This is a genomic window from Nonomuraea fuscirosea, from assembly GCF_035917475.1.
GTDB lineage: Bacteria > Actinomycetota > Actinomycetes > Streptosporangiales > Streptosporangiaceae > Nonomuraea > Nonomuraea fuscirosea.
This window is the reverse complement of sequence record NZ_CP109074.1, coordinates 6,888,745-6,913,081: the sequence shown is the minus strand read 5'-3', so window position 1 is coordinate 6,913,081 and position 24,337 is coordinate 6,888,745. Positions and strand designations below refer to the sequence as shown.

Here is a 24,337-nt window from a genome sequence, read left to right as displayed (position 1 = left end):
CGTCACGTCCGGGTACGGGATGCGGCACCGAACGGCAGGAGGAATGATGCGCTCCTCGATCCCTCTGGGCCGCATAGCCGGCGTCCAGGTCGGCCTCAACCTGAGCGTGCTCGTCATCGTCGTGATCCTGGTGGCCGGGCTGGCCCTCGGGCGCTTCCCCGTGGTCTTCCCCGGCTACTCGCCGGTGGTCTACCTGCTGGCCGGGCTGGCCTCGGCGGTGCTGTTCCTGGCGTCCCTGCTCGCGCACGAGCTGGCCCACGCCGTGACGGCGCGGCGCCACGGCATCGAGGTCGAGCGGATCACGCTGTGGCTGCTCGGCGGGGTGGCCGAGCTGCGCGGTGAGCCGCGCTCGCCGGGCGCCGACCTGAAGATCGCCGTCGTGGGGCCGGGAGCGAGTTTGCTCGCCGGCGTGGTCTTCGGCGTCCTGGCAGGGCTGGTCGCGGCCGCGGGAGGCCCGGCCCTGCTGGCCGGCATGTTCTCCTACCTCGCCGCGGTGAACGTCCTGCTCGCGGTGTTCAACCTCATCCCCGCGGCGCCGCTGGACGGCGGCCGGGTGCTGCGCGCGGCCCTGTGGGCGCGCTGGGGAGACCGGGCGCGGGCGGCGATCGCCGCGGCCCGCGCCGGCCGGGTGTTCGGCTACGTGCTCATCGCCCTCGGCTTCCTCCAGGTCGTCACCGGCAGCGGGTTCGAGGGACTGTGGCTCGCCCTGATCGGCCTGTTCCTGGTGAACGCGGCCAGCGCCGAGGAGCAGCACGCCCGGCTGGGCACGGCACTGTACGGCGTGCGGGTGGGCGACGTGATGTCCGGCCCGCCCGTCGCCGCCCACCCCGACGAGACCGTGTCGAGCCTCATCGAAGGGGTCGTGATGCGTCAGCGCCTGTCCACGTACCCCCTGGTGGACGAGAACGGCGCGTTCGTCGGGCTGGTGACGCTCAACCGCATCCGCCGGGTGCCCCCGGATCGCCGGCCGGACACCCTGCTGCGCGACATCGCCTGCCCGCCGCGGGAGGTGCCACAGGCGGCTCCGGAGGAGGCGCTGACCGACCTGCTCGACCGGATGGGCGGCTGCACGGACGGGCGCGCCGTGGTGCTGGATCAGGCCGGCCGCCTGATCGGCCTGATCACCCCCACCGACATCAGCCGGGTCATCCAGACCGCGGGGCTGGGCGCGGCCGGCCCTTACTCGGGGCTGCGCGGCGCGGATCTCGTCCCCGCGGCCCGCCCTCGTGACGGACGCGGCGGTTCCGATCATGACACCGTCTGACCGGCGGGCGCGCGGTCGTTTCGCCGGTGACCTTGAGGGCAGGGACTGATCTCATGCTGGTGCTGGACGACACGCTCTTCCTCCTCCTCGAAGGGTACGGGTGGCTGCCCGGCCTGCTGCGGCGCTCCCATGGGCCGGTGGCGCACACCCGGTTGCTGGGTCACCGGACCGTGGGCCTGCGCGGGCCGGAGGCGGCGCGCTTCTTCTACGACGACGACAACGTCCGCCGCCGTACCGCGCTGCCCGAGCCGATCAGGAGCACGCTGGTCGGGCGCGGCGCGGTGCACACCCTGGACGGCGCCGGCCATCGCGTGCGCAAGGCGATGTTCCTGTCGCTGCTGACCGGGGTCGGCGTCGGCTCGCTGGCGGCGCACACGGGCGCGGCCTGGGACGAGGCGGCCGGCAGGTGGGGAGCCGGCCGCCGGGTCGTGCTCTTCGAGCAGGCCGCGGAGGTCCTGACCGCGGGCGTGTGCCGGTGGGCGGGCATCCCGATCAGCGACGCCGAGGTGCCGGACCTGGCCGCCGACCTCACGGCGATGGTGGACGGGTTCGGCAGCGGCGGCCCACGGCACTGGCGCGGCCGGCTGGCCAGGGCCCGGCGCGAGGCGTGGCTGGCCGACCTGGTCGGCGACCTGCGCGACGGTACCGGCACCGCGCCGGCGGGCTCGGCCCTCGACGTGGTCGTCAACTACCGCGGCGCCGGCGGCAAGCCGCTCGACGCCGGGACGGCGGCGGTGGAACTGCTCAACATCATCCGCCCGACCGCGGCGGTGGCCTGGTACGTGACGTTCGCCGCCCACGCCCTGCACCGCTGGCCGGAACACCGCAAGGCGCTGCGCGACGGGGACGCGGCCCACACCGAGGCGTTCGCCCAGGAGGTGCGCCGGTTCTACCCGTTCGCGCCGTTCGTCGGCGGCATCGCGGCCCGTGACCTGACCTGGGCCGGGGAACGCATCCCCGAGGGCACCCTGGTGCTGCTCGACGTCTACGGGCAGAACCACGACCCCGAGCTGTGGGCCGAGCCGTACACCTTCGACCCGGGGCGCTTCGCGGGGCGCGAGCTGGGGCCGTACGAGCTGATTCCGCAGGGCGGCGGCGACCCGGGCACCGGCCACCGCTGCCCCGGGGAGCAGATCACCCTCGCCCTGCTCCAGACCCTCGCGGTCCGCCTGGCCCGGCTCGACTACGCCGTCCCCGACCAGGACCTGACCATCTCGCTGCGCCGCATCCCCACCCGCCCCGCCAGCGGCTTCGTCCTGACCGTCCCCCAGCCCACCCCCACCCAGCCACCGGCGTCCTCGCTGCACGGCTGACCGGCGCGGGCGTCACTGCTTGCGGATGTTCTCGGCCACGTAGCCGAAGCTGTCCTGTGACCGTTCGACGACGTCGAACTCGACCTCGTCGCCTTCCGCGAGGATCCGGTAGCCGCTTCCCACCACCTCGCTGAAGTGCGCGAACGCGTCGCGTCCCGCCGGAAGCTCAGGGGAGGAGATGGCTCCCCAGCCCTTGTCGGCCTTCCAGAACTTCACCGTGCCACGTGTCATCGCCCCATGATGGCCGATCACGCGGGCGACGGGGACGGCTCGCCGGTCAGCCGCTCGACCGGGACGTAGGGCTCGCTCAGCCCGAACGCCTCGGGGCCGAAGCAGGCCAGCGCCTCAGGGGTGCGCATGAGGCCGGGGGTCGAGATCGCGTAGACGGCCAGCCGCTGGCCGTAGGCGAGCGCCTCGGTGGTGACCGGCCGGCCGGTCTCGCTGTTCAGGGTGCAGATCAGGTCGGGCACGATCGCGGCCACCCGCCCGCCGCGGCGGGCGATCAGGTGCTCGTTCTGGAACGTGATCACCATCTCGTCGGCCGGGTCGTCGCCCGCGGCCAGCGTGACCGTGCCGCGGGCGAAGCCGCCGGTCGTGCGGCGGTCGACGTCCACCACCTTGCCGGTGAACAGCACGATGCCGTGCGTGTAGATCGTGCCGGCCAGCGCCTCGCTCAGCCGCTCGAACGGGTCGGCGTGCTCGGCGCGGGCCACGCGCAGCGCGGCGCCGAGCTTCATGGCGAGCGAGAGCGTCCCCGGGATGGCGGTACGGCGTACGGTCGCCGCGTCCATCGGGTAGTCGCAGATGTAGGCGGCCCCGCCCATCTCCACCGTCATGGCGCGCGCCAGCCGCTCCATGCGCCGGTTGCCGACGGCGTCGATGATGCCGCTGTCGCCGTGGTCGGAGGCGATCGACATGGGCGAGCCCGGCACCCCGTAGACGGCGAACGTCTCCATCTGCAACTCGGGGAAGGCCCGGCCCATGCCGTCCGCGTCCACGACGGGCAGTCCGGTCTGGGCGCCGAGCAGCAGCGGCATCATGGAGTTGATCCCGCCGCACTCGATCGGCATCGTGGCGGCCGCCGTACGGCCCAGGTGCCGTTCCAGCGCCCGCAGCGCTATCACGTTGCCCGCCCCCGACGGCGCCTTCTCCACGAACACCGTGGGAGCGCCCATCATGGCGCTGGGCAGCACGAGCGCGTCGTCGGGCAGTTCGTCCACGCCGATGACGCGGATGCCGCGCCCGGCGTGGAGCTGCTGTTCCACCAGCAGCCGGCCGATGTACGGATCGCCGCCACCGCCCGTCCCCAGCACGGCGGCGCCTTCGGCGAGATCGCGCAGCCCTTCCACGGTCAGCTCGTAGCCCACTGCTGCTCCTGTTCCTCGTCGGGAGAGGCCATCACACTCAGGTCGAGGTCGCCGACCGCTTTGACGCGCACCCGGACGGCGTTGCCCGGCAGGTACGGCACGTGCACCTCGCTGACGTCGGCGATCCGCACGCTGCCGGGCGAGGCGCCGGCCGCGACCGCCCGTTCGATGGCCTCGGCGCGGGCCTGTTCGAGGATGTCCTCGCGGGTGGCGGAGGCCGTGACGGCGAACAGCCGGTCGACGTCCCCGCCGATCTGCCCGATGGCGGCGCCGATGGCGTTGGCCACCGCGCCGTGCTCGGGCCGGTGCGTGGCGGGGATGCCGGGCAGGTCGGGCGGCATCAGCACGCCGCCGCCGCCCACGATGACCACCGGCAGCGGCTCGGGCGTGACCCGCATCCGGTCGACCAGGTCGGCGACCGTCGCGGACATCCGGGCGACGCCCCGCCGGACCAGCCCGGGATCCAGGCCGCGGACGAGGGAGGCGTCGCCGACGTCGGCCAGCCCGGCGGCCACGGCCAGGTCGGTCGCGGTCAGCACCTGGCCGCCGAAGACCAGCGCGTGCTCGGTGAGCTGGTAACCGACGCTGTCCGGGCCGATGGTGAGCTCCGGCGTGGAGGTGACCCGGCTGCCGCCGCCGAGCCCGATCGACAGCACGTCGGGCATGCGGAAGTTCGTCCGTACGCCGCCGATGTCGACCTCGCCGCTCGCCTGCCGGGGGTAGCCGCCGGACAGCATGCCGACGTCGGTGGTGGTGCCGCCGATGTCGACCACGGCGCAGTCGCTCAGCCCCGAGAGGAATGCCGCGCCGCGCATGCTGTTGGTGGGGCCGGACGCGAACGTGCGCACCGGATAGCGGCGGGTGTGCCCGGCGTCCATGAGCGTGCCGTCGTTCTGCGACAGGAACAGCGGCGCGCGTACGCCGACCGTGGCCAGGGCCTGGGCGAAGGCGTCCACGATCTCGCCGGCCAGGTCGCGCAGGCAGGCGTTGACGATGGTGGCGTTCTCGCGTTCCAGCAGCCCGATCCGGCCGATCTGGTGGGAGAGGCTGACGTGCAGGTGCGGCAGCTCCGCGAGCAGGATCGCCGCCGCGGCCTCCTCCAGCTCGGCGTTGACGGGGGAGAACACCGAGCTGATGGCGACGGTACGGATGTCGCGCGCGGCCAGGTCGGCGGCCACGCGCTTGAGCTCGTCCGGGTCGAGCGGCGAGATCGGGCGGCCGTCGAACTCGTGGCCGCCGTGGCACAGATGGACGCTCGGCCGGATCGCCTGGGCCAGCCGTTCCGGCCAGTCGACCAGCGGCGGCAGGGCGGCGGTCGCCGGCAGCGCCAGCCGGACGATCCCGGTCGGCGCCAGCCGGCGGCCGGTCACCAAGGCGTTGGTGAAGTGCGTCGTGCCGATCATGACGCCGTCGACGGCGCTCCGGTCGACGCCGCCGCCGTCGAGCAGCCGCCGCGACGCGGCGACGATGCCGCCGGTCACGTCGGCCGTGGTCGCCGCCTTCACCTCGGCCACCACCGTGGACCCGTCCATGAGGACGGCGTCGGTGTGGGTGCCGCCCACGTCGATCCCAACGCGCACGAAGAGCTCCTGTCTGAAGGGGGAGTGAAGGTCCGGTCAGGGGGAGGAGGGGGAGCCGGTGCGGCGGAGGCGGCCCGCGACGGCGTACAGGACGAACGCGACGAGCAGGGCGTTGAGCGCGGGGATGCCCCACGTCAGATAGTGACCCACGAGGGAGGAGACGAGCCAGATGAGCAGCGCGGCCGGAACCCAGCCGGGCGCGGACGCTGGCAGCTGTCCCGAGGCCCGGGAGGCGTCGAGGTCGCCGCGCCAGCGGCGCACCACGTAGTACTCGGCGACCATGATGCCCGCGATCGGGGGGATGGCCACGCCGAGCAGGGTGAAGAAGCCGATGAGGTGGTCGAGGATGCCGGCGGCGGCCAGGCCCGTGCCGACGACGCCGAGCGCGACGGTGACGACCGCGCGGTTGGCGCGCACGCCGAACGCGGTGTGCAGGGCGTTGGTGGTGCCGAGGCTGGCGGCGTACAGGTTCCAGTCGTTGATCTTGAGGGTGGCGCTGACCAGCACGATCGTGCCGACGGCGCCGGAGGTGGTGGTGACGATGGCGATCACGTCGCCGGTGCGCAGCGCGTGCGCCAGCAGCACGCCGACCAGGGCGATCACGTACTCGCCGAGGGTGATGCCGAGCACGGTCTGCTTGACGACGTCGGCGGCGCTGCGGTTCCACCGGGTCATGTCGGGCGAGATGACCGCGCCGACGATGAAACCGCCGGCCACGATGGTGGTGGCCTCAGCCAGGCTGAGGGCCGGGCCCGGCGGCGCCGAGGCGATCAGGCCGCCGAGGTCCTGCCGGCCCAGCTCGACGGCGATGGCCCAGCCGGCCAGCGCGAGGAAGGCGGGGACGGTGATCCACGCGGTCCAGGCCATGCCGGCGAACCCGTGCACGACGATGGCGGTGATGGCGAGCCCGGACAGGATCGCCCACACCCACACCGGAGGCCCGCCGAGGAGGGAGGCGAGCCCCTGGGCGAGGACGCCGGACTGCACGCCGAACCAGCCGAGCAGGGACACCGCGATCACCACGCCGATGATCCCGGAGCCGTACCGGCCGAAGCCCGACCAGCGGGCGAGCACGGCGGTGGACAGGCCCTCGCGCATGCCGGCGATGCCGATCGCGATGGCCACCACTTCGAGGATGACCGCGCCGAGGGTGATGGCGAGCACGGCGTCCCAGAAGCGCATGCCCATGCCGAGAGTGGCGCCAAGCAGGAACTGCGACAGCGCGGACAACATGCCGAACCGTTGTACGGCGACGGTGAGCCAGCCGTATCGGGCGTGGTGGGGGACCCGCTGCAGGGCGTAGTCGTCGCGGGCTAAACCGTCGTCGGAACTGGTGCCGTCCTGCGCCGCCGTATCCGTCATATCGGCCATCTCCTCCCCTTCTGTGTGACCGATGGAGGACCCCGATAGGAAAAGACGTTAGGTGGCGCAGGCGATCACGTGAATACCCCGAGAGCTTTTTCGCTCCTTTCACCGCGGGCGCATCGGGCTTCTCACCAGGCTCTTCAGGTGAGTGTGAGCCGGACGTCGTGGTGGCCGGTGAGGTCCGCCGGGATCAGGTCCGCCGGGCGGGCGTCGAGGCGGGCGTCGAGGCGGGCGTCGCGTACCCGGGTGCCGCCCCCTACGACGGTGAGGTCCAGGGTCATGCCGCGGTAGCGCAGGCCGCTCAGTGTGGCCTCGGTCCAGTGCGCGGGTACGGCGGGGGAGAAGCGCAGGCCCTCCGGCTCGAACCTGATCCCGAACAGGCCGTGGTGCACCAGGCCGAGCAGGGTCGTGGCCGACCAGGTCTGGTCGGGCTCCGAGGGCCACTGCCGGCCCTGCTGCCAGCCGCCGTCGGGGACGCCGGTGATCGCGTGGTAGACCTCGTACAATCCCGCGCCGCCGGTGGGGCTCGCGTCGGCCGGGTCGCCGTCGGCTGGCCCGCAGCCGTACAGGCCGAGCAGGTCCGTCAGCGTTTCCAGGAAGCGGTCCGGCCGGCCGCCGCGCGCCATCGCGTCGCCCCACACGCCCATCACCATCGGCCAGCAGATCGCGTTGTGGCGGCCGGGACGTTCGGGGCCGTACCGGTCGAAGTGCGGCCAGACGTTGACCACGCCGCGCGGCTCGCGGTGTGTGTTGGCCGCGACGAGGGCGGCCCGCCGTTCGTCCGCCACCCCGAACAGGATCGCCATGGCCAGCCCGAGTGCCTCCTGGTGCGGATCCAGCCGGCCGTCCTCGTGCAGGAAGTAGCCGTACAGTCCGGCCTCCTCGCGCCACAGCCACCGGTTCACCGCGGCGGCCGTGGCGTCGGCGCGCTCCAGGTGCGGCCGCGCGTCGGCGCCGAGCGCGGCCGCCATCCGGGCCAGCGCCCGGTGTGCCCCGGCGTAGACGGCGTTGGTGGACAGGCACATGATCCGGTGCGCCTCCGGATAGTCGAGCACGAAGCTGGAGCCGACGGCGGGGTCGTTGGGCGGCTCCGGGTAGCCGGAGATGCCGTCCTGCATGACGGCGCCGCCGCGGTAGAGCCCGTACCTGCCGTCGAGCCGCTCCTTGTCCAGGACCTCCATCGTCGCCGCGGCGATCGGGTACGCGCGGGCCAGGAACTCCTCGTCGCCGGTCACCAGCACGTGGTGCCAGGCGGCGACGGCCCAGATGATCTGGTCCCACCACTGGTCGTCCTGCTGGACGAGACCGCCGCCGGTGACGGCCATGAGGGTGTCGCGGGCGGCGTCAGGGGACAGGAGGCTGGCCGCGTACCAGGAGTTGATCGAGGCGTCCCTGGTCCAGGGGGTCGGGTAGCCGCCGCCGGCGCGGATGATCCCGCCGTTCGTGTTGACGTCGAGCAGGTTGCGCAGGGCGGCCTGGTAGACCGCGACGAGTTCGGGCTGGGGGCAGGTCAGCACGGTCCTAGGGGGCATTTCCGGAGGATACCCATGATGTCCGTGTTACTCCCCGGACGCCCGAGTCCGGGCCGCGGACCTCGGCTGGCGTCCGACTCTTCCAGTCGAGCAGTTCCGATCCTGTCGAAGCGAGTTTCGAGGCATCACGACCCAAGCGCCGGGCGGCGAACGCCCTCCCCATGCTCGACATATCCCCATGTCATCGGGCCATCCCGCGACGGATCGCCGCCGTCCGACCCGGTGGGACACCCGTACGGCGGCCTGACATTCTCCGACCAGGACGGTCGAAAGTTCCGAAACTGTTGACGTCAACTGTTCGTGACATCTACCGTTACAACGATCGAGCTCAGACCCGAGCAGCACGTCGCCGGACGAGTGACCCCGTCTCCTCGTTCGCCGGCCGGCTGGCGAGGGTGACCGGAGGGGGCAGATGAGAGCCGCACTGCTGGAACACGTCGGAGCCCCCCTTGCCGTCCGCGATCTACGCCTCGATCCGCCGCACGCGGGAGAGGTCCTGGTCCGGGTCGAGGCGGCGGGCGTCTGCCACAGCGACCAGCACTACTTGACCGGCGACCTGCGCTGCCCGCTCCCGGTCGTGCCGGGCCACGAGGGCGCCGGCGTGATCGAGGAGGTCGGCCCCGGCGTCACCGGGCTGCAGGCCGGCGACCGGGTCTGCCTGATGTGGCGGCCCCGGTGCGGCCAGTGCCCCTACTGCCTGGCCGGACGGCCCGCCCTGTGCGAGGCGGCGGGCATCCAGGCCAGCTCGGGCGGCCTGCTCGACGGCACCACCCGGCTCAGGGACGGCGACACGCGAGTCCATCACCTGCTCGGCGTGTCCTGCTTCGCCGAATACTGCGTCGTCTCCGAGCGCGCCGTGGTGCCGGTCCCGCCGGAGGTGCCGCCCGAGATCGCGGCCATCGCCGGGTGCGCCGTCATCACCGGCGTCGGCGCGGTGCTCAACGCCGTGGGGGAGTGCGCGGGCGACGCCATCGTGATCTTCGGCGCGGGCGGCGTCGGGCTGTCCAGCGTGCTCGGCGCCCGGCTGGCCGGCGCCAACCCGATCATCGTCGTCGACGTCGTCGCCGAGCGTCTCGCCATGGCGGCCCGGCTGGGCGCCACCCACACCGTGGACGCCTCCAGCCAGGACGTCGCCGCCGCCGTCAGGGACATCCGGCCGCGCGGCGCCGAATGGGCGATCGAGGCCATCGGCCGCCCGGCCACGCTGGAGACGGCCTTCGACGTGCTCCGCCCCGGCGGGACGCTCGTCGCGGTCGGCCTGGGCGCGGTCGGGACCACGTTCGCCGTCCCGCTGAACCTGCTGGTGCAGCGGGAGAAGAGGGTGGTCGGCAGCCTGTACGGCTCCGCCAACCCGCTCATCGACCTGCCCCGGCTGTTCGACCTGTACCTCGCCGGCCGCCTGCCGCTCGGCGAGCTCATCGGCCGGAGCTATCCGCTGGACCACGTCAACGCGGCCTTCGCCGACCTGGCCGGCGGCTCGGTCGGCCGAGGCGTGCTACTGCCCTGGGGGTCGCCATGACCATCGCATCACCTGCTGCCGAGGCCGCCGAGACCGGGGAGCCGCGCTACGCCGTCTATCCCAGCCTGCGCGACCGCGTCGCCTTCGTCAGCGGCGGCTCGACCGGGCTCGGATCGGAGTTCGTCACCGCCCTGGCCGCGCAGGGCGTCCGGGTCGGTTTCGCCGACATCGACGCCGAGGGCGCCGAACGGCTGCTCGGCCGGATCGCCGCCCTGGACTGCCCGAAGCCCCTGTTCGTCCCCGCCGACGTGCGCGACGTCGAGCAGGTACGAGCGGCGGTGGCGGCCGTGGAGACGGAGCTCGGCCCGATCTCGATCCTGGTCAACAACGCCGCCAACGACGAACGCCACGACACCGGGGCCGTCGACGCGGCGTTCTGGGACAACGGGATGGCGGTCAACCTGCGTCACCACTTCTTCGCCATCCAGGCGGTCACGGCCGGCATGCGGGAGCTCGGCGGCGGCTCGATCATCAACCTCGGCTCGATCAGCGCGCACGCGGACTTCGTCGGGCTGCCCGTCTACATCGCGGCCAAGGCCGCCATCGAGGGCATGACCCGCACCCTGGCGCGTGAGCTGGGCCCGGACCGGATCCGGGTCAACTGCGTCATCCCCGGCTGGGTCCTCACCGAGCGGCAGCTCGCGCTGTGGGCCACGCCGGAGACGCTGGAGAAGGTACGCGGAGCGCAGTCGCTGCGCGAGCACGTCATGCCGGCCGACGTGGCCCGCATGGTGCTCTGGCTGGCGGCCGACGACAGCGCGATGTGCACAGGCCAGAACTGGATCGTCGACGGCGGATGGATGTGAACGCGGTGACCGGGCGGCCGGCGCGCCGCCGTGCGGCGGACGGTGGCCGGCCGGCGGGCCGCCGTCGTAGCGGCGTTCCCGAGGTTCGGTCCGGCTGTCTCGCGGCCCCTACGATGGTAGCTGCGACAGTGAAGCCCGGTTTCCGCAATGGAGCATGTCTTGGTGTCTGACTCAGTCGAACGGCGGGTCACCGTCGCCGATATCGCCGCCGCGGCCGGCGTCTCGCGGGCCACCGTGTCGAAGGTGCTCAACGGGCGTGCGGACGTGGCGCCGGCCACGCGGGCCCAGATCGAAACGATGCTGGTCGAGCGCGGTTACGTCCCCACCAAACGGACGAAGCGGGCCGTGGCGGCGGGCCGGCGCGGCGGCCTGATCGAGATGCTGTTCAACGACGCGAGCACGCCCTGGGCCGCCGAGATGATCCGCGGCGGGGAGGCGGCGGCGCGGGCCGCGCGGGTCGGCATCGTCGTCTCGGTGCTGGACAGCGGGCCGAGACGGGCCCAGCAGTGGCTGGAGGACGTCTCCGACCGCGGCTCGCGCGGCATCGTCCTCGCGCTGTCGGAGCTGTCGCCGGCCGACCACAAGCGGATCGCGCAGCTCGGCGTGCCGGTGATCCTCGTCGATCCGGTCGGCGACGTCGACTCCGACGACCCGTCGATCGGCGCGGGCAACTGGGGCGGCGGACTGGCCGCCACCCGGCACCTGATCGAGCTCGGCCACCGGCGGATCGCGGCGATCACCGGGCCGATGCGCTTCCTGTGCAGCCAGGCCCGGCTGGCCGGCTACCGGGCCGCGCTGGAGCGGGCGGGCATCCCGCCGGACGACGGGCTCGTCGAGCACGGCGACTTCCACTACTCCTCCGGCCTGAAGTCGGCGCTGACCCTGCTCGACCTGCCCGAGCCGCCCACGGCGATCTTCGCCGCCAACGACGAGCAGGCGACCGGCGTCTACGCCGCGATCCAGCAGCGGGGCCTGTCCGTGCCGCACGACATGAGCGTGGTGGGCTTCGACGACGTGCCGGTGGCGCAGTGGATCTCGCCGCCGCTGACGACGGTGCGGCAGCCGATCGCGGAGCTGGGCGCGCTGGCCATCCGCACGCTCCTCGCCCACGAGGACGGTGCCGACCTGCCGCAGGGCCGCGTCGAGCTGTCCACGAAACTCATCGTCCGCGCCAGCACCGCCCCACCGGCCCGCTGACGGCTCAGCCGCGCGGGCCGACCGGATCGTCCAGTTCGCGGGCGAAGTGGCAGGCGGCGTGGTGCGCGTGCGCCGCCGTGGCGGCCGGCTCCGTGGTCACGCAGATCTCCCGCTCCGGGTTCGCGGCCGGCCCGATCGGGCAACGCAGCCGGTAGGCGCAGCCTCCCGCCGAGGCCGGGTCGGTGACCGCGGAGGCCTCCACGTCGGACTCCGACAGCAGCCGGCGCTGCCCGATCTCCGGTACGGCCGCCAGCAGGGACCGCGTGTACGGATGCTCGGGCCGCCCGATCACCTCGCCGACGGCCCCGTACTCGACGATGCGGCCGTCGAACATCACGGCCAGGTCGTCGCACATGTACTCGACGACGGCGAGGTTGTGACTGATGAAGATCATGGTCAGCCCCAGCTCGGCCCGCAGCCGGCGGAGCAGGTTCAGCACGACCGCCTGCACCGACACGTCGAGCGAGGCGGTCACCTCGTCGGCGATCACCACGTCGGGCCGGGCCGCGAGCGCCCTGGCGATCGCCACCCGCTGCCGCTGACCCCCGGACAGGTCGCCGGGACGGGACCCGGCGACGGCGGGATCGAGCGAGACCAGGTCGAGCAGTTCGGCCACCCGCGCCGACGCGGCCCGCCCGCGCACCCCCGTGAGTCCCTCCGCCACGCACTGCTCCACGGTGTAGCGGGGGTCCAGCGAGCTGCGCGAGTCCTGGAACACCAGCTGCACCCGGCGGCGCGCCTGGCGGGACGACAGGTCGGCGCCGTCGATCCGCATGCTTCCCGTGGCCGGCGTCAGCCCGACGAGGGCGCGGGCCACCGTGCTCTTGCCGGAGCCGGACTCGCCCACGAGGCCGAGCACGGAGCCGGCCGCGACGTCGAAGGAGACGCCGCGGACGGCCGTGACGGAGCCGTACCGGACCGTGAGGTCCCCGACCGACAGGGCGGCCATCAGATCGACACTCCTTCGCAGGTCAACGCGTCAGACGCGGCCATCAGATCGTCGCCCCTTCGCTGGTCGGCACGTCGCCGGGTTCGGTGAGCGGATGCCAGCAGGCGGCGCGGCGGCCGTCGGCCAGCTCGCGCAGGGGCGGGCGGTCGGACAGGCAGGTGGCGTCGGCGCGCGGGCAGCGCGCCGCGAAGTAGCAGCCGGGCAGGTCGGCGTCCGGGCCCGGCATGCGGCCGTCGATGGCGACCAGCGGCCGGCTCTTGTCCAGCCCCATGCGCGGGCTGGCCGCGAGCAGCACCGACGTGTACGGATGCGCGGGCGATTCGAGCAGGTCCGCGGTCGCCGCCTCCTCCACGATGAAGCCCGCGTACATGACGATGATCCGGTCGCAGAGCTCGGACACGACGGCGATGTCGTGCGAGATGAACAGCAGGCCCGCCTCCGTCCGCGCGCCGAGCCGGTCGACCAGCCGCAGGATCTGCCGCTGCACCGTCACGTCGAGCGCGGTGGTCGGCTCGTCCGCGATGAGCAGCCGGGCCTCGCCCATCAGGCCGATGGCGATGCCGACCCGCTGTTTCATGCCGCCGGACAGCTCGTGCCTGTGCTGCTCGAAGCGGCGCGCCGGGTCGGTGATGGCCACCGCGCGCAGGGCGTCCAGCGCCTTGCGCTTGGCGTCCGGCTTGGACTCGCGCAGGTGGATGACGGCCGGTTCGACGAGGTGCGTGCCGATCTTGATGGCGGGGTTCAGCGCTTCGCCGGGGTCCTGGAAGACCATGGCCATGTTGCGGCCGAGGACGTGCCGGGTGGAGTCGTCCGGCGTGAGCAGGTCGGCGTCCATGAAGCGCAGCCGCTCGGCCTCCACGTGGCCGGGCTCCTCGATGAGCTGGGCGATGGCGGCCGCGGTCAGGCTCTTGCCCGACCCGGACTCGCCGACGATGCCGACCCTCTCCTTCGGGGCCAGGGTGAAGGAGACGTCGCGGACGGGCGTGGTGACGCGGCCGTCCGCCGAGGCGTAGGTGACGCGCAGGTGGCGGACGTCCACGAGCGCGCCGCCGCCGTCCCCGGCCGGACCGGGCGCCGGCTCGGCCGGGCGCGGCTGGGGGCGCCGGGCGGGCGGCGCGGATCGGCGGCCGGCGATGAGGTCCGACAGCCGCTCGCCGGCCAGGTTGAACGTCAGGCCGGCCAGCACGATCGCGATGGACGGCGCGATGGCCACGCCGGGGGTCACGTAGATGCGGGTGAGCCCGTCGTTGAGCAGCCGGCCCCAGTCGTAGACGGGCGGCTGCACACCCAGCCCGAGGAAGCTGAGGCCGGACAGCGCCAGGACGGCCGTGCCGATGTGGATGGTCGAGTACAGGACGACGGGCTCGGCGATGTTGGGGAGGATGTGGCGGAATGTCCGGTAGATCGGGCCTCTGCCCAGCACGCGGGACGCCTCGACGTACTCCTTGGACACCACCGACGCCGTGAGCGTCTGCGTGATGCGGGCGAAGCCCGGCGCGAACGAGGCGCCCACCGCCAGCACGCTGCCCACGGAGCCGATCCCGAACAACACCGCGAAGAAGATCGCCAGCAGCAGCGCGGGGAACGCGATCAGCACGTTGATCAGCGCGCCGAGCACGCGGCCGAGGCGGCGCGACATCGCGGACAGCAGCCCGAGCCCGATGCCGACGCAGCCGCCCACGATCGTGGCGACCACGGCGAGCACCAGCGAGTTGCGCGTCGCCACGAGCGTCCTGGCCAGGATGTCACGCCCCAGGTCGTCGGTGCCCATCCAGTGCGCGGCGCTGATCGACTGGTTGGCCTCGGCCACGTTGCTCGCCGACGCCGCCTCCCCCCAGATCGACGGTCCCGCGACCGAGAGGAAGACGAACAGCAGGATCAGCAGCAGGGGTACGCCGCCCGACAACAGGCGGCCGGGACGTGGACCCCGGAAGGCAGCGGTCATGTCTAGAGCTCCCCCAGCCGGGATCGCGGGTCGAGCACGCCGAGCACGACGTCCACGACCATGTTGAGCAGCAGGACGGCGGCGCCGAGGACCAGCAGGATGCCCTGGATCAGCGGATAGTCCTTCTGGATGACCGCCTGCGAGATGACCGTGCCGACCCCGGGCCAGCCGAAGACGTTCTCCACCAGCACGGTCCCGGCGATCAGGCCGGCCAGGATCATGGTGCCGTAGGTCAGCGAGGCGGTCATCATGTTCGGCAGCACGTAACGCCAGTACCGCAGGCCCGTCGGCAGCCGGCGGGCCTTGGCGGCCCTGACGTACTCCGCGTCCAGCACCTTGAGCGCCTCCACCCTGACGATCCTGGACAGCGAGGCCGCCGGGCCCGCGACGAGCGCCAGGACGGGGAGCACGTACGAGCTGAGCCCCTCGTCGCCCGCCGCCGGGAACGCCTTGATCGTCACCACGAACACGAGGCTGAGTACGGTGGCCAGCACGTAGTCGGGGATCGAGTTGAGCAGGCCGGTCACGTTCACGAACCAGCCGCGCACGTGCCGCCCGCGCCCGCCCCTGGTGCGCACCGCCGTGAGCAGCCCGACCGGCATCGCGATCAGCACGACCAGCAGGAACGCCGGCCCGGCCAGCCGCAGCGTGTTCGGGAACCGGGTGGTCAGCAGGTCGGCCACCGGCGCCTCGGTGACGATGGAGCGCCCGAAGTCGCCGGTCACGACGCCGGTCACGTAGCGCCAGAACTGCTCGGGCAGCGGCAGGTCGAGGCCCAGCTCGTGCCGGCGCTGGGCCACCATCTGCGGCGTGGCCTGGTCGCCGAGCGCGGTCTGCACCGGATCGCCGGGGATCAGATGGACCATGATGAACGTCGCCGCCAGCAGGACGAGCAGTGACAGCACGAGCCGGACCAGCCGCCGGCCGGCGAACACCACCCAGCGGCCCGCCCCGGCCCGCCGGGGCGCCCCCTCACGCGCCGGGGGTTCCGCCCCGTCCTTGGCCGGCGGCGTCCCGGCGACCTCGTGGCCCGCGCTCATACCGGTCACTGGTACAGCCGCAGGCTCGTCGGCACCGCGAACAGGCCGACGGTCTGCAGCGAGGCCTTCGCGGTGTAGAAGGGCCGGTTGCCGACGGAGATCGGCAGCACGTCGACCCGCTTCAGCAGCGCCTGGTGCGCCTGCTTCCACAGCTCGCAGCCCTCCGATCCGGAGGCGGCCAGCGCCTTGGCCGACAGGGTGTCGAACTCCTCGTTGCGGATGCTGCCGGTGTTGCGGCCGCCCTTGTCAGGGGTGGCGCCGCCCCAGTACGCGGTCATCATGAAGGGGAACTCCAGGTTGATCCCGCTGTAGTAGGCGTCGAAGTCCTGTGTGGTGTAGAGCGCCTCGAGGAACGCCGCCTGGGTGAGGCCCTTGAGGTTCGTGCCGATGCCGACGGCCATGAGCTGCTGGCCGATCAGCTCGACCGCGGACACCGTCTGCGGCGCGCCGACCTGGTAGATCAGGTTGACGGTCAGTTTCTTGCCGTCCTTGGCCCGGACGCCGTCGGCGCCCTTGGCGTATCCGGCGGCGTCGAGCCGCTGGTTCGCCGCGGCCGGGTCGAACGCGGGCAGCGTCCCTGTGGTCTCGTCGCCGGGGCAGGAGACGGGTTTCTCCACCATCATGTTGTCGGCCACCTGACCGCTGCCGCTGGTGCCGACCTTGGTGACCTGCGCGCGGTCGAGCGCCGCCGCCATGGCCAGCCGCACCTCGGGGTCGGCGAACACGCGGCCCTTCGCCTCGTTCAGGTTCATCTCGCCGACCATCACCGGCACGTCGAACTTCTTCAGCGTCGGGGTGGCGTCCAGGCGGGCGCGGTCGGGGCCGGTGATCTGGGCGGCGTTGACCTGGCCGGACAGCAGCTGGTTGGCGGAGGTGGACTCGTTCTGCACGAAGGCGATCTTCACCGTCTTCGGGCTGCCCGCGGCCGCGTTCCCGGCGCCCTTCGGGCCCCACGCGTAGCCGGGGCGGGCTTCGAGCGTGTAGTGGTCGCCGGGAACGTAGTCGGTCACCTTGTACGGGCCCGTCCCGTTCGAGGCGTGCTCGATCGAGCCGGGGTCCTTCAGCCCCGCCGGGCAGACGATGGGCAGCGAGCCCGCGCCCTCCAGCAGGAACCCGAACGGCGTCTTCGTCTTGACGGTCACGGTGCCCGCCGCGTCGTCCGCGGTCACCGTGTACGGCACGGGGATGGTGAGGTTGACCCAGGCGGAGAGCGTCTTGGGGTCCTTGACGTAGTCGAAGTCGGCGGCGACGGCACTGGCCGTGAGCGGGGTGCCGTCCTCGCAGGTGACGCCCTTGCGCAGGGTGTAGGTGACCTCGTCGGGTGCCACCTTCCACTCGGTGGCCAGCTGTGGCGCCACGCTGCCGTCGGGCATCCGCCCGACGAGGGTGTCGTAGCTGAAGGCGAAGATCTGCCGGTTGGTGCCGCCCGTCGTCTTGTACGGGTTGATCGTCCCCGGGTCGGTGCCGAGGTTCATGGTGAACGTTCCCCCGGTTACCGGGGCGCCGGTGGGGGAGCCGCCGCCGCCACCACCGCATCCGCCGAGGAGGACCGAAACCGCCACGATCGTCAGCGCGACCGGATGTTTGCGCTTCATGTCGACCCATTTCTTGGAAGGGGGAGGGTGGAGGAGAAGGAGAGGGGGAGCCGCCGGACGGACTTCGGCTGAAGTTTCGAAGCGGTCGGTTGGAGTTTCGACTGCGTTCGAGCCAAGTTACGGCGGTGAAAATACGACGTCAAGACCTCACCTAGCCGTATGGAGGCCGGATCGCCGCTCTACACGGCGCTGCGGAACCGACATCGACCTGCGGGAAAGCTACCCGGGCAGCCCGGCGACCTGGAGGAATGATCCACGGGTATCGCGCTCGGGCGCCGATCGGGCTACGATGACCTGCAACGCCAGTATCGAAACTTCTCCGAAACTAATCCTGGCCGCCGCCCGGCTCACGACCCGAAAGAGAACCGACGTGATCGAGACCCACGACATCGTTCGCCCTCCCGAGGAGCTCGTCAGCGCTCTGGCGGCCATCGGGAGCGCGACCGCGAGCAGTGAGCTCAACCGGCTCGGGGTCCGCAGCGCGCACATCCGCGGCCCGGTCTCGTTCACCCCGGGCACCTGCGTCGCCGGACCGGCGCTGACCCTGCAGTTCATGCCGAAGCGCGAGGACCTCTACCAGGTCGACGAGTACGCCGAGCCGGAGAAGCAGCTGCACCGGCACGTGCTCTACCACACCAGGCCGGGCGACATCGTGGTGGTGGACGCCCGCGGCGACATGGCCAGCGGCGTCTTCGGCGAGATGATGATGATCTACTTCAAGCAGCGGGGCGGCGTAGGCGTGGTCGTCGACGGCTGCATCCGCGACCTCGGCAAGGTGCGCGAGCTCGGACTCGGGCTGTGGCTGCGCGGCACGACGCCGAACTTCCACTCGCAGACCGACATCTTCCCCACGGCCGTCAACGTGCCCGTCGCGTGCGGCAACACCGTGGTGGAGCCCGGCGACATCATCGTCGCCGACGACGACGGCGCGGTGGTCGTGCCGATCAAACTCGCTCCGGCGCTGCTGGCGGAGGCGGGCAGCCACGCGGAGTGGGAGGAGTTCTCCCGGCTGCGGCTGTCGCAGGGCGGCGACCTGCGCACCTACTACCCGCTGTCGGAGGAGGCCCGCCCCGAGTACGAGCGCTGGCGCGACGCCCAGGCCAACGGCGGCGCGAGCCTGGACGTGCGCGCGAGCCTCCGGGACGCGGACGGCGGCGCTTCCGCCTGAGGCGGCGGACGAGTGAGAGGATGGCGCGGATGAAGATCGTGGAGCTCGTGCCCTGGCTGATCAGGTCGGGCGGTTCCTACTGGGGTGAGTTCCTGTTCGTCCAGGTCCGCACGGACGAGGGCGTCGACGGCTGGGGCGAGATCACCACCACCACGCGCACGGCCAACCGCGGCATCGCCGCCATGGTGCGCCAGGCCACCGAACTGCTCGCCGGCGACGACCCCGCCAAGATCGAGGACATCTGGCACAAGGTGTTCCGCGCCTTCACCTACATGGGCAGCCGCGGCGCCGGGACGAACGTGACCAGCGCCATCGACATCGCCCTGTGGGACATCCGCGGCAAGGTGCTCGGTCAGCCGGTCTGCGACCTGCTCGGCGGCACCGTACGGGACGACCTGCTCCTCTACACCCACCCCGACCAGAGCCGCTTCGGCACCCGCGACGGGGTCGAGGACGAGATCAGGAAGATCGTCGACTCGGGCCACACCGCGATCAAGTTCGACCCGTTCCCGCACGCGCCCGGCGAGCCGGAGAGCAACGACCGCTACCTCGACGGCCGGCTGAGCCGCGCGCACGAGCGCGAGGCGATGGAGCTGACCGCGCTCATCCGCGAGGTCGCCGGACCCGACGTGGAGCTGCTGATCGACGCGCACGGCCGGTTCGACGTGCCCACGGCCATCCGCCTGGGCCAGTCGCTGGACGAGGCCGGCGGCATCCACTGGTACGAGGAGCCGGTCCCGCCGGAGAGCTACCACGCCCTCAAGCAGGTGCGCGAACGGGTCCGGGTGCCGATCTCGGTGGGGGAGCGGCTGCACACCCGATGGGACTTCGTCCCGGTCCTGGAGAACGGGCTCGCCGACTTCGTCATGCCCGACGTGACCTGGACCGGCGGCATCTCCGAGCTCAAGAAGATCGCCACGATGGCCGAGGCGTACTACGTGCCGGTCTCCCCCCACGACGCGAGCGGGCCGGTCAACCTGGTCGCCGGCGGCCACGTGATGATCACCGTGCCGAACTTCTACCGGATCGAGTCGAGCAGTCACGACCTGGGGTCCTACAACAGGTTCCTGCGTACGCCGCTGGACAACAGCGGCGGCCGGCTCAAGCTGCCCGCGGGACCCGGGCTCGGCCTGGACTTCGACATCGACTACCTGCGCGCCCACGCCCAGGACGGCTTCGGCGGCTGACCCCTCCTGAGCCGGCGCACGGCTAGGACGGGCGGCGAGAACGGGACGCGAAGAACCTCCCGCACGGCCGGGGCGGGACGCGAAGAAAGGACGAGGAGCATGCTCACCAAGCGCCCCCTGGGCTCCACCGGGCTGCTGGCCCCGCGGCTGTGCATCGGCACCAGCGCGATCGGCAGCATCCCCGGCATCTACGGCTACGAGGTGGACCGCGACCAGGCCCTGCGCACCCTGCGGGCGGTGTTCGACGGGCCGATCCGGTTCCTGGACACCTCCAACGGCTACGGCGGCGGGGAGAGCGAGAGACGGATCGGCGCGGTGCTGCGCGAGATCGGCGGCGTGCCGGCGGACTTCCTGCTGAGCACCAAGGTCGACCCCGACGCGAGCGGCGACTTCTCCGGCGAGCGGGTCAGGGCGTCGCTGGCCGAGAGCATGGAACGGCTCGGCATGGACCACCTGCCGCTCGTCTACCTGCACGACCCGGAACGCATCACGTTCGACCAGGCCACGGCCTCCGGCGGCCCGGTCGAGGCGCTCGTCCAGGCCAAGGAGGAGGGGCTCGTCGGCCACCTCGGGGTGGCCGGTGGGCCGGTGGACCTGCTGCGGCGCTTCGTGAACCTCGGCGTGTTCGAGGCGGTGATCACGCACAACCGGTTCACACTGCTCGACCGGTCGGCCGAGCCGCTGCTCGACCAGTGCGCCGAGGCCGGCGTCGCCGTGCTCAACGCCGCGCCGTTCGGCGGCGGCATGCTCGTCAAGGGCCCGGACACGGCTCCGCGGTACGCGTACCGGATGGCGTCGGACGAGGTCAGGCAGAGCGCCGCCGGGATGTGGCGCGCCTGCGAACAGGCCGGCGTGCCGCTGGCAGCAGCGGCACTGCAGTTCTCCATGCGCGACCCGCGGATCAGCACGACCGTCGTGGGCATCACCCGGCCGGAACGTCTCGCCCACACGCTGGAGCTGGCCGCGCTCGACATTCCTGACGACCTGTGGGCCGAACTGGACAAGCTGACTCCGCCGAGCGGGACGTGGTTGCGTTGACGGGCACGAAGACGTACGAGCCGGGGCCGCTGCGGTGGGGGATCATCGGCACCGGCGGCATCGCCGGCCAGTTCGCCGACGACCTGCGTCACTCCAGCGAGGGTGAGCTGGTCGCGGTCGCCTCCCGCTCCACCGCACGGGCCGAGGCGTTCGCCGCGCGGACCGCCGCGCCCCGCTCCCACGGCACGCACGCGGCCCTGCTGGAGTCGGACGACGTCGACGCCGTCTACGTCGCGGTGCCGCACACCGCGCACAGGGACGTGGCGGTGGCGGCGATCGAAGCCGGCAAGGCCGTGCTGGTGGAGAAGCCGTTCACGGTCAACCGCGCCCAGGCGGAGGAGCTGGTGAAGCTGGCCCGCTCGCGCGGCGTGTTCCTGATGGAGGCCATGTGGACGCGGTTCCTGCCGCACATGGTCCGGATCAGGGAACTGCTCGCGCAGGGGCGGCTCGGGGACGTCCGGCTGGTGACCGCCGAGCACGGGGTGTGGTTCCGCAGGAACCCGGCGCACCGCATGTTCGACCCGCACCTCGGCGGCGGCGCGCTGCTCGACCTGGGGGTCTACCCGCTGTCCTTCATGTCCATGGTGCTCGGCCGCCCCTCGTCCGTGCTGGCCACCTCGGCCGCGGGCGAGACCGGGGTGGACGCGCAGACCGCGGTCGTCCTGGGGTATGACGAAGGCCGCCAGGCGGTGGCGACCACCTCCATGGAGGCGTGGCTGCCCAACCGGGCGACGATCGCGGGCACGGAGGCGCGCATCGACATCGACACCATGTGGTACCGGGCGACGACGTTCACCCTGACCACGCGGGGCGGTGCGACCGAACGCTACGAGTTCTCCGTGCCGGGCAGCGGGCTGCGCTTCCAGACCGAGGAGGTGGCGCGGTGCGTGCGGGCGGGACTGCTGGAGAGCCCGGTGCTGCCGTCGGACGAGGTCTGCCAGATCATGGGCACGATGGACGAGGTCCGCGCCCAGATCGGCCTGCGCTACCCGGGCGAATGACGCATCAGGGCCCGGCACTCGCCCGAATGACGCATCAGGGCCCGACACTCGCCCGAATGACGCGGATGCCGGCCATCGAGGTGACGGCCGCCTGACGCGTACGGCCGGCGCCCCGTGCGGGGACGCCGGCCGTACACCGTGCTCTCAGCCCTGACCGACTGCCGCCTCCATCACCCGGTCGAAGCCGACGTGCCGGCGCGGGCCGGTCATCGTGACGGCGATGGTCTCGCGGATGTCGGCGCTGGACGCCCCCACCCGCAGTTCGACCGCGCCCGGATCCACCTGCCGCCGCCCCGACGCCCCCGTGTAGGAGGTCTGGTCGGCGTGCAGGGTGATGGTCACCTCGCGCGTCTCCCCGGCCGCCAGGTCCACCCGGGGCGCGGCGAGCAGCGCCTGCACGGGCCTGGCCACCTCGGCGACCGGGTCGTGCAGGTACACCTGGACGACCTCCGACACCGGGCCGGCCGCGCCGTTGCGCAGCGTGACGCGCACGTCGAAGGTGCCGTCCGTGGCCCACGTCCCCGACGGGTCCGCGGCGACGCCCGTCCACTCGACCGGCGTGTACGAGAGCCCGTGGCCGAAGGCGAACAGCGGCGTCGGGTCCACGGTGCTCACCTTGCTGCGCCGGGCCAGCGGCGCGGACAGGTACGTGGCCGGCTGGTTGCCGCCGGAGCCGGGGAAGCTCACCGGCAGCCGCCCCATCGCGTCGCTCCGCCCGGACAGCACGTCGGCCAGGGCGTGCGCGCCCTCCTCGCCGGGGAAGAACCCGCACACCACGGCCGCCAGCCGGTCCACCTGCCGCTCCAGCTCGTACGGCCGCCCGACGAGCAGCACCAGCACCACCGGCGTGCCGGTGGCGAGGACGGCCTCCAGCAGCTCCTCCTGCCGGCCGGGCAGGCGCAGGCTGGTGGCGTCGCAGCCCTCGCCCGAGGTGCCGCCGCCGAACAGCCCCGCCTGGTCGCCGAGGACGGCCACGCAGACGTCGGCGTCCGCCGCCAGCCCGGCCGCGGCGGCGATCCCGGCGTCGTCCCCGCCGACCACCGGGCATCCCTGCTCATAGCGGACGTCGTAGCCGGCCACGTCGCCGCGCAGCGCCTCGACCAGCGTCGGCACCTCGATGCCGAGACCGACGTCCGGGTGATGCACGCCGACGTGCATCGGGAACGAGTAGCAGCCCATCATGGCCTGCGGGGTGTCCGCGCGCGGCCCGACGACAGCCAGCCGCAGGCCCTGGGCCAGCGGCAACGTCCCGGTGTTGCGCAGCAGCACGACGGAGCGGCGGGCCAGCTCCCCGGCCAGGGCCCGCGCCTCCGCGTCGTCCAGCACGACGTCGCCGGTCTCGTCCAGCTCGGCGTCCCCCTCGGCGTCGAGCACCTCCGGTTCCGGCGTCCAGTCCTCGTCCAGCAGGCCGAGCCGGGCCTTCTGCGCCAGCACCCGGCGCAGGGCACGATCGACCAGGGCGACGTCCACCTCCCCGCGTTCGACCGCCTCGATGAGGGGCGGGCCGTAGCAGTGCACGGTGGGCAGCTCGACGTCGATCCCGGCGGCGAGCGCCAGCCCGGCCGCCTCGCCGGGGGAGCCCGCCACGTTGTGCAGGGTCTGCAGGAAGGCGATCGAGAAGTAGTCCGCCACGACCGTGCCGGTGAAACCGTAGGTGTCGCGGAGCAGGTCGGTGAGCAGCGCGGGATCGGCCGCGACCGGCATCCCGTCCACGTCCGCGTAGGAGTTCATCACCGAGTCGGCGCCCGCGCGCAGCGCCATCTCGAACGGCGGCAGCAGCACGTCGGCGATCTCGCGCCGGCCGGCCGACACCGGGGCCAGGTTGCGGCCGCCCTTCGACGCCGAGTAGCCGACGAAGTGCTTGAGCGTGGCCAGCACGCCCGCCGACCGCATGCCGCGGACGTAGGCGCTGCCGATCGTGCCCACCAGGAGCGGATCCTCGCCGATGGTCTCCTCGACTCGGCCCCAGCGCAGGTCGCGGGCGACGTCCATGACCGGGGCCAGCCCCTGGTGCACGCCGAGCCGCCGCATGGCGGCGCCGATCTGCGCGCCCATCCGCTCGACCAGCCCGGGATCGAAGCTCGCGCCCCAGCACAGCGGGGACGGGTAGACGGCGGCCCGCCACGCGGCCAGCCCGGTCAGGGTCTCCTCGTGCACCAGGGCGGGGATCCCCCACCGCCCGGCCGCCATGATCGAGCGCTGCGTCTTCGCCAGCGTGGCCGCGCCCTGGCGCACGCCGACGGGCGTGGTGCCGAACGGCCTGGTGATCTGGCCGAGGCCGTCGCGGATCAGGTCGTCCCACGCGGTGTGCAGCTTGGCGAACTCGTGCTGGTGCGGAGCCATCTCGCCGTCGGCGCCGTCGATGCCCACCCAGACGCCGTAGAGCTGCGCGACCTTCTCGGCCAGGCTCATCCGGGCGACCAGGCTCTCGACGATCTCCTCGCGGGAGGTGCGGTCACCTGCCATGTCAG

General features: G+C 72.7%; 19 protein-coding genes. 9 read left to right on the top strand and 10 right to left on the bottom strand.

The annotated features are described in order from the left end of the window. Positions 1–43 precede the first annotated feature (43 nt). Together OIE67_RS31660 and OIE67_RS31655 are read left to right on the top strand one after the other, a co-directional pair. Complete coding sequence (locus OIE67_RS31660) at positions 44–1,264, top strand: site-2 protease family protein (protein ID WP_326627317.1); 1,221 nt, start codon at positions 44–46, stop codon at positions 1,262–1,264. Positions 1,265–1,317: 53 nt separating this feature from the next. After that, complete coding sequence (locus OIE67_RS31655) at positions 1,318–2,577, top strand: cytochrome P450 (protein ID WP_326627315.1); 1,260 nt, start codon at positions 1,318–1,320, stop codon at positions 2,575–2,577. A 12-nt stretch (positions 2,578–2,589) separates the two neighbouring features. Here OIE67_RS31655 and OIE67_RS31650 read toward each other — a convergent pair whose 3' ends face one another. The 5 genes from OIE67_RS31650 to OIE67_RS31630 all read right to left on the bottom strand — a co-directional run bounded on the left by OIE67_RS31650 (position 2,590) and on the right by OIE67_RS31630 (position 8,421). Next, on the bottom strand, positions 2,590–2,808 hold the full coding sequence (locus tag OIE67_RS31650; RefSeq protein WP_326627313.1) for a cold-shock protein: 219 nt from the start codon (positions 2,806–2,808) through the stop codon (positions 2,590–2,592). A gap of 17 nt (positions 2,809–2,825) precedes the next feature. Further along, the gene (locus OIE67_RS31645) at positions 2,826–3,944 is read right to left on the bottom strand and encodes a DUF917 domain-containing protein (protein ID WP_326627311.1); all 1,119 of its coding nucleotides are present in this window, start codon (positions 3,942–3,944) and stop codon (positions 2,826–2,828) included. Next, a complete protein-coding gene (locus OIE67_RS31640) occupies positions 3,929–5,524 on the bottom strand; it encodes a hydantoinase/oxoprolinase family protein (RefSeq protein ID WP_326627309.1) in 1,596 nt (531 codons plus the stop codon). Before OIE67_RS31640 ends, OIE67_RS31645 begins: the two co-directional genes overlap by 16 nt. A 36-nt stretch (positions 5,525–5,560) precedes the next feature. Continuing rightward, positions 5,561–6,886 carry a purine-cytosine permease family protein gene (locus OIE67_RS31635; protein ID WP_326627307.1) on the bottom strand — a complete coding sequence of 442 codons (1,326 nt, stop codon included), beginning with the start codon at positions 6,884–6,886 and terminating at the stop codon, positions 5,561–5,563. A 143-nt stretch (positions 6,887–7,029) separates the two neighbouring features. Continuing rightward, complete coding sequence (locus OIE67_RS31630) at positions 7,030–8,421, bottom strand: MGH1-like glycoside hydrolase domain-containing protein (protein ID WP_326627305.1); 1,392 nt, start codon at positions 8,419–8,421, stop codon at positions 7,030–7,032. Between the two features lie 412 nt (positions 8,422–8,833). On the opposite strand from OIE67_RS31630, the gene OIE67_RS31625 reads away from it, so the two are divergent. The 3 genes from OIE67_RS31625 (at position 8,834) to OIE67_RS31615 (ending at position 11,943) form a co-directional block, all read left to right on the top strand. Then, positions 8,834–9,940 carry a Zn-dependent alcohol dehydrogenase gene (locus OIE67_RS31625; protein ID WP_326627303.1) on the top strand — a complete coding sequence of 369 codons (1,107 nt, stop codon included), beginning with the start codon at positions 8,834–8,836 and terminating at the stop codon, positions 9,938–9,940. Then, the gene (locus OIE67_RS31620) at positions 9,937–10,746 is read left to right on the top strand and encodes an SDR family NAD(P)-dependent oxidoreductase (RefSeq protein WP_326627301.1); all 810 of its coding nucleotides are present in this window, start codon (positions 9,937–9,939) and stop codon (positions 10,744–10,746) included. Before OIE67_RS31625 ends, OIE67_RS31620 begins: the two co-directional genes overlap by 4 nt. 162 nt (positions 10,747–10,908) lie before the next feature. Then, positions 10,909–11,943, top strand: a complete 1,035-nt coding sequence (locus OIE67_RS31615) for a LacI family DNA-binding transcriptional regulator (protein WP_106245878.1) — start codon at positions 10,909–10,911, stop codon at positions 11,941–11,943. Between the two features lie 4 nt (positions 11,944–11,947). Here the strand turns inward: OIE67_RS31615 and OIE67_RS31610 are convergent, their stop codons facing one another. From OIE67_RS31610 to OIE67_RS31595, 4 genes are read right to left on the bottom strand one after another with little or no spacing between them, the layout of a single operon-like run. Beyond that, entirely contained in the window at positions 11,948–12,892 is a 945-nt protein-coding gene (locus tag OIE67_RS31610; RefSeq protein ID WP_326627297.1) for an ABC transporter ATP-binding protein, read from the bottom strand. Positions 12,893–12,935: 43 nt separating this feature from the next. After that, entirely contained in the window at positions 12,936–14,837 is a 1,902-nt protein-coding gene (locus tag OIE67_RS31605; RefSeq protein ID WP_326627295.1) for a dipeptide/oligopeptide/nickel ABC transporter permease/ATP-binding protein, read from the bottom strand. Positions 14,838–14,839: 2 nt separating this feature from the next. Further along, positions 14,840–15,877: an ABC transporter permease gene (locus OIE67_RS31600; protein ID WP_326627293.1), complete on the bottom strand. Its 1,038-nt coding sequence runs from the start codon at positions 15,875–15,877 to the stop codon at positions 14,840–14,842. A gap of 5 nt (positions 15,878–15,882) precedes the next feature. Further along, entirely contained in the window at positions 15,883–17,472 is a 1,590-nt protein-coding gene (locus tag OIE67_RS31595) for an ABC transporter substrate-binding protein (protein ID WP_326627291.1), read from the bottom strand. 370 nt (positions 17,473–17,842) lie between these two features. Here OIE67_RS31595 and OIE67_RS31590 point away from each other — a divergent pair, with 370 nt between their 5' ends. The 4 genes from OIE67_RS31590 (at position 17,843) to OIE67_RS31575 (ending at position 21,866) form a co-directional block, all read left to right on the top strand. Next, a complete protein-coding gene (locus tag OIE67_RS31590; RefSeq protein ID WP_326627289.1) occupies positions 17,843–18,640 on the top strand; it encodes an RraA family protein in 798 nt (265 codons plus the stop codon). 29 nt (positions 18,641–18,669) lie between these two features. Continuing rightward, positions 18,670–19,827: a mandelate racemase/muconate lactonizing enzyme family protein gene (locus OIE67_RS31585; protein WP_326627287.1), complete on the top strand. Its 1,158-nt coding sequence runs from the start codon at positions 18,670–18,672 to the stop codon at positions 19,825–19,827. 99 nt (positions 19,828–19,926) lie between these two features. Continuing rightward, entirely contained in the window at positions 19,927–20,865 is a 939-nt protein-coding gene (locus OIE67_RS31580; RefSeq protein ID WP_326627284.1) for an aldo/keto reductase, read from the top strand. Next, positions 20,862–21,866, top strand: a complete 1,005-nt coding sequence (locus OIE67_RS31575) for a Gfo/Idh/MocA family protein (protein ID WP_326627283.1) — start codon at positions 20,862–20,864, stop codon at positions 21,864–21,866. Before OIE67_RS31580 ends, OIE67_RS31575 begins: the two co-directional genes overlap by 4 nt. A 144-nt stretch (positions 21,867–22,010) precedes the next feature. On the opposite strand, the gene OIE67_RS31570 is transcribed toward OIE67_RS31575, so the two are convergent. Beyond that, a complete protein-coding gene (locus OIE67_RS31570) occupies positions 22,011–24,332 on the bottom strand; it encodes a beta-glucosidase family protein (RefSeq protein ID WP_326627281.1) in 2,322 nt (773 codons plus the stop codon). Positions 24,333–24,337 lie beyond the last annotated feature (5 nt).